We start from the raw sequence: 6,297 nt of genomic DNA on the forward strand, positions 1-6,297 counted from the left end.
ACCCCAAGTAGACGTCGCACCCATGCAGCTCCTCGAGTGCGAACTCACAGGCTGTACGAATGATGTTATGGGGACCACGTACGCAGGTAAACAGCCCGTCATCGTTTTTTGAAGCCTGCGGCCACGTTGATTGGTCGGCTCGCTCCTTGAGGACCGAGTTGTCAACGACGACGCGGAAGACCGACCCCCTGCCAAGATCAGAGGTGACGACTTCAGCAGTGCGGGCATTTTGCTTGATTGAAAACAATGCCATGCCACGCCCATGCACGCCCCAGCGATCCATCTTCATGGTTTCTAGTTTCGACGTAACGCGCGCATCGAAGATACGGCACTGCATGTCCTCGGGAACACCGGAGCCGTCATCAAGAAAGAGGAGGGTCCGAACACCCTCCTCTTTCTGGGTTGCCACATAGATGGAGCTGGCGCCGGCATCACGAGCATTGCGGAGCATCTCGATGACGATGTCCTCGGTATGCTGGATGTCGTGCTTTGCCTGACGTCGCTCGGCCTCTGAAACGCGCAGACGAACATAGCCTTCGCCGAGGTTCTCCTCGACACGCAGATTGCCCTCTCCCGACATCGAAGCGATAAAGGATATAAGCTCGTTTGCGTCACTCATGGCTATTTAGCGATTCCCACAGCACGGCTCTCGCGAATCACGACGACTCGAACCTGACCGGGATATTCCATCTCTTCCTCGATCTGCTGCGCGATATCATGAGCGAGAACGGTTGATTCCGCATCGGAGATCTTGTCGGGCTGCACCATAACATGGACCTCACGACCGGCCTGCATGGCGTATGTGCGCTCAACGCCCTCGTGAGAGTTGGCGATTTCCTCGAGCTTTTCAAGACGCTTGATGTAGTTCTCAGCCGATTCACGACGTGCGCCGGGACGAGAAGCAGAAATGGCATCGGCAGCCTGAACAAGAACAGCAAGAACGGTGTTGGGGTCGACGTCGCCGTGATGGGCTTCGATGGCATGGACGATGACGGGCTTCTCTCCGTAGCGGCGAGCCAGATCGGCACCGATTACGGCATGCGGACCTTCAACCTCATGATCGATCGCCTTGCCAAGATCATGAAGAAGGCCGGCGCGCTTGGCGATGCGCGAGTCGACGCCGAGCTCGGAAGCCATGATGCCGCAAAGCTCAGCGACCTCGATCGAATGGCGCAAGACGTTCTGGCCAAAGGACGTGCGATAACGAAGAGAGCCAAGGGTCTTCACGAGCTCGGGATGAAGGTCGTGAATGCCCGTGTCGAACGTAGCCTGTTCGCCGGCCTCACGCACGCGCTCCTGAACCAAGTCGGACGCCTTGTGGTACATCTCTTCGATACGAGCCGGATGAATACGGCCATCGGCTATAAGATTCTCAAGGGCAACGCGGGCCGTCTCGCGACGCACGGGGTCAAAGCTGGAGAGAACGACCGTCTCGGGAGTGTCATCGATAACAAGGTTGACACCGGAAACCTGTTCGAATGTGCGGATGTTACGACCCTCGCGGCCGATGATGCGACCCTTCAGGTCATCAGAGGGAATGTGGACGGAGGTAACGGTGACCTCAGCCGTGTGATCGGCGGCACAGCGCTGAATAGCGAGGGAAACGATCTCCTGTGCGGTCTTATGGCATTCAGCCTTTACACGCTGCTCGGATTCGCGAATGATGGCGGCCGACTCATGAGTCACTTCAGAACGCACCTTGTCGAGCAGCTCCTTGTGCGCATCATCGCGAGTCAGCTCGGCAATGCGCTCAAGTTCGCTGGTCTGCTTATCGTAAAGCTCGTTAAGCTCGCGGCTCTTCTTTTCAATCTGGCCCTGCTGGCTCGATAGCTGATGCTCGCGCTTGTCCAGCGCTTCATTGCGGCGATCAAGGGATTCCTCACGCTGCATAACGCGGTTCTCAAGGACTCGAAGCTCTTTTTTGCGCTGCTTCTCCTCGGCTTCCGCAGCCTGCTTGCTCTGGATGATCTCTTCCTTTGCCTCGAGCAGCGCCTCCTTCTTCAGAGTTTCGGCTGCACGACGCGCTTCGCCCATGACATTCTCCGCCTCCGCATGAGCAGACTGGATCTTGCTCTCTGCTTCGCGGATGCTGCCTGCTTTGGCGTTGCGCATGGCGAGAACGGCTCCGCCAGCGCCCGCCATCAGGCATACAATGCCAACAATAATCTCCATGCTTAAGCTCCTTTTATGGAATTAGTGCAGAAAACCGCATCGACACGATGTGTCTATGCGGGACATTTGGCATGTATTCAGGCCACCCAGAATAATGAATATATACAATATCAATCTCATCAGAGGATGAGCGTGCATCACATAGCAAATGACTGTTTAATCGTACGTGCTCGTAATGGTTCTGTCAATCGAACATCAGGCGAATGGCTTGTACAGACCTGTATATAGAAGCTTAGAAATCATCAAATCCTGTATACAGAAGGCGCTATGCATAAAGGGAGTTCATCGCTATTCTTCTTCAAGGCGAGTCCTTACGGCACGAGAAGCGGTTGAGTAGTCAAACCCCTTACCCAATAAAAAGCGGACGAGTTTGTCGTAGGCATGGGATTCCGGTATGCGCTTACGTTCGAGAAGGGATGCCGCACGCTGGGCATCGTCGTCCTCATCAAAATACGAGTCCGGATACCCAGGAATATCAGATATCGAGATACCCTTATGACGAAGCTCGGCTTCGATGCGACGCCTCCCCCAGCCCCTGCGCTTTCGTTCCTCTATGTAATACGCAGCAAATCTTCGGTCATCTAAGAAGCGGAAATCAACTGCCTTTGCCACCGAAGCGCGGGATGCATCTGAGCTAAACCCCAGCGAAATCAGCTTCGTTCGTGCCTCTTCGATCGCATAGTCGCGACGCGACAGCATGTCGAGCAGGCACGCATAGCACGCCTTGGTCTCTACGTCAGCTATATAAGCTTGAACAGAGACAAGGGAAGCAGGAAGCTGCACAGCGTCGATATCAAGCGCCCGCGCGGCGCGGACGGCAAGCGGAATGGCCTTCACTCCCCCGTCTGAAAGCGATAGATTTATTTCTGCGCGCGGCCGCATGCGAGAGAGACCGGAAGCTGGCCTGGCAATCTGATCGGGATAACAAACGGCCAGGCCAACAACTTCAACGATTGGGGGACACATTAGACGTTAAGGGAATCCACACCGAGCGCGGAGGCATCATCACCAAGATCAACCGCAAGACCCGTGGCCTCATCTTCGAAATCAAGACCGCAGGCAACGCGTACCTTGTGCTCGATCTCATCACGAAGGTCGGGATGGGACCGCAGGCATTCCTTTGCGGCCTCACGGCCCTGGCCGAGACGCTCAACCTCGTCACCGCACGGATAGGTATACCAAGCACCTGCCTTGCGCACGATACCGTAATCGACGCCCATATCGATAATAGATCCCTCTTTGGAGATACCGGTACCGTACATAATGTCGAACTCCGCGGTCCGGAAGGGAGCGGCGACCTTGTTTTTTACAACCTTACACCGCACGCGGTTGCCAACGATCTCATCTTTCAGCTTGATTGAGTCGATGCGACGGATATCGATGCGAACACTCGAGAAGAACTTCAGCGCGCGGCCGCCGGTAGTAGTCTCGGGGTTGCCAAACATAACGCCGATTTTTTCACGAAGCTGGTTGATGAAGATGCAGGTCGTTTTAGACTTTGCAAGCGAGCCGGCAAGCTTTCGAAGGGCCTGACTCATAAGGCGAGCCTGAAGACCTACGGAAGACTCGCCGATCTCGCCTTCGATCTCCGCACGCGGAACGAGCGCGGCTACGGAGTCGACAACGATAACATCGATGGCTCCGGAACGCACGAGCATATCGCAGATTTCAAGTGCCTGCTCACCCGTGTCAGGCTGGGAAATCAAAACCTCATCGATATCGACGCCGATACGAGCTGCATAGGTGGGGTCCAACGCGTGCTCGGCATCGATGAAGGCAACGACGCCGCCCATGGCCTGAGCCTCCGCGAGAATCTCAAGCGAAAGCGTTGTCTTGCCAGATGACTCGGGGCCATAGATTTCAACGATGCGCCCGCGCGGGACGCCGCCAATGCCGAGGGCTGCGTCCAAAGACAAAGCACCGGTTGGTATCGCCTCCACTTCAAGCTCGGGGCCCCCGTCTCCGAACTTCATGATTGCGCCCTTACCAAACTTCTTCTCGATCTCCGCCGTAGTGGATTCGATCATCTTATCGCGTGCTTCACCCGTAGTGCGCTCGTGGATGGTACGCGCAGGACCTGAACTTTTAGCCATATAGCTTCCTCCAATACAATTGTTGTTTGATGGTACAACGAACAGCTGTTCGTTGCAAGCATCGTGATTCAACTATAGAGGAGCGCTCAACCCAGTCGAATTATTAGGACTAACTGCGGAGAAAGTGAAATACGAATAACGCTTACAACACCAGCTCACGTATGGCGGGGCGCACGTAAAAGTAACAATCGTAGCGCAGAGATTCACTCGGAATCCACAAGCTCGTCGATAAGAAGCCGCAGCGCCTGAATCGACGCGGCCCGGCGGACATCGTTGCGATTCCCTTCAAAGCCGAAACGATGCACCCGAATCTGAGACGGGCTCGAAAGACCGATGTAGACGGTTCCGGCAGGATCGGCGTCGGTCCCCCCTGCAGGCCCGGCATATCCCGTGAGGCTGATCGCCATATCGGTACCGAATAGAGAACGAGCGCCGAGGCACATCTCACGAGCCGTGTCTGCCGAGACGGCCGAAAAGCGTTCGAGGGTCTCAGCGGATACCCCTAATACCGCATGCTTGACTTCGTCGCAATATGTAACGGCACCGCCGCGCAAGACGGCGGAAGCGCCAGGAACATCGGCGATCGCGGAGGATACCATGCCTGCGGTAAGCGACTCCGCCGTGGCAACGGTGACCCCGCGATCGCAACAAAGCTGAACGAAGCGACAAGCTAGTTCAAAAAGCTCGTTATCGGCCATGGCTATACGCGAAAGACGATATGGCGAGCATTCCAGAAATACTGAAGGCCCGATATGACGGTAAGGACGACCGCAGCAATCATGAGGGCCCAGGAGACGGTGCCGAGCATCTCGACGACCGGGGCTACGGCACCGCCGATACTAAGGGCGATATAAAGAAGATAGCCGCAAAGCGACAGCATGGTTACCGCCGTCTTGGCCTTGCCAAGCTGATCGGCAGCAATAACCTCGCCGCTCGCACTCGCAACCATGCGCAATGCGCTCACCAGGAACTCACGGAACATAATAATGAAGACGGCCCAGACGCCGACGTACTGGTGCTCGAGCAGGATGAGCAGTGCAGCGAAGACAAGGAGCTTATCGGCGATCGGATCGAGGAATTTACCAAAGTCGGTTACCTCGCCGCGCTTTCGAGCCAGGTCGCCATCCACCTTATCGGTAAGACTCAGCACGAAGTAGATGACGAAGGCTCCCCATGCCATGCCGGTGGAAACATGAGCGAAGGCGAGCTCGCTCAAAATCATGAAGAACGGAATGAACGCAATGCGAACACACGTCACGATATTCGCGGGCGTCCAGATGCTCGTGATCTCCTGCCCCTTGTTGTTCACTGCCATAGATGGTTACTCCTCAACGACATGACCGATGAGCTCGTAGCAGAAGCTATCGGTAAACTCCACCTTCAGGATATCGCCGACGCATGCTTCGTCGACGTCGAGATGAACGGCGCCGTCGCTATCGGGTGCCTGGAACCATGCGTGGCCGATCAACTCGAGACCGTCTTCGGTCTCCTCGACACCATCGACGATAACTTCAGCGACCTCGCCCACATGGGAGGCCGTGGCGGCGAAGCCGAGCGATTCCGCAAGATCTATTGCGGCCTGCGTGCGCTGGAGCTTGATCTCTTCTTCCACCTGACCGTCCATGCGGGCAGCACGAGTGCCGTCTTCAGGCGAATAGGAGAATACGCTCGTGTAATCGAAACCGTTGCGATCCATGAAGGACAGCATGCGCTGGGCCTCATCGTCGGTTTCCCCGGGGAAGCCAACGAGGCTCGTGGTGCGGATGACCATGGAGGGTATCTCGTCACGCAGGCGCTCGAAAAGTTCGTCAAGCTCCTCTTCCGATCCGCTGCGGTTCATAGCTTTGAGCACACGCGCAGAGCAATGCTGGACGGGAATGTCGATATAGGGCAGAACCTCGGGGGTATCGCGGATGACAGTAATGAGCTCGTCGGTCATGCCCTCTGGCTGCAGGTAGAGCACGCGTATCCATACGTGCTCGGGTCGCAGCTCCTCGGCAAGAGCCACGAGAAGCTGCGCCAGGTTTTTAGG

Annotated in this window: 7 protein-coding genes; all 7 read right to left on the minus strand. The window is 56.1% G+C overall.

The window, feature by feature from the left end:
- Nucleotides 1-619: ATP-binding protein (locus tag I2E26_RS07725; protein ID WP_195420271.1), on the minus strand; the 619-nt coding region annotated here is incomplete at its 3' end.
- Nucleotides 620-621: 2 nt separating this feature from the next.
- Nucleotides 622-2,172 (minus strand): ribonuclease Y, encoded by a 1,551-nt coding sequence (gene rny / locus I2E26_RS07730; protein WP_195420272.1) that lies wholly within the window; start codon nt 2,170-2,172, stop codon nt 622-624.
- A gap of 288 nt (nt 2,173-2,460) precedes the next feature.
- Complete coding sequence (locus tag I2E26_RS07735) at nt 2,461-3,009, minus strand: RecX family transcriptional regulator (RefSeq protein ID WP_195420273.1); 549 nt, start codon at nt 3,007-3,009, stop codon at nt 2,461-2,463.
- Between the two features lie 128 nt (nt 3,010-3,137).
- Entirely contained in the window at nt 3,138-4,265 is a 1,128-nt protein-coding gene (recA, locus tag I2E26_RS07740) for a recombinase RecA (protein ID WP_147588249.1), read from the minus strand.
- A gap of 203 nt (nt 4,266-4,468) precedes the next feature.
- Nucleotides 4,469-4,963 carry a CinA family protein gene (locus I2E26_RS07745; RefSeq protein WP_195420274.1) on the minus strand — a complete coding sequence of 165 codons (495 nt, stop codon included), beginning with the start codon at nt 4,961-4,963 and terminating at the stop codon, nt 4,469-4,471.
- A 2-nt stretch (nt 4,964-4,965) separates the two neighbouring features.
- Entirely contained in the window at nt 4,966-5,580 is a 615-nt protein-coding gene (pgsA, locus tag I2E26_RS07750) for a CDP-diacylglycerol--glycerol-3-phosphate 3-phosphatidyltransferase (RefSeq protein WP_147588247.1), read from the minus strand.
- A gap of 6 nt (nt 5,581-5,586) precedes the next feature.
- The coding region (locus I2E26_RS07755) for a radical SAM protein (protein ID WP_195420275.1) at nt 5,587-6,297 on the minus strand (711 nt) is incomplete at its 5' end.

Origin of the sequence: Collinsella sp. D33t1_170424_A12 (assembly GCF_015554865.1) — a bacterium.
Classification (GTDB): Bacteria; Actinomycetota; Coriobacteriia; order Coriobacteriales; family Coriobacteriaceae; genus Collinsella.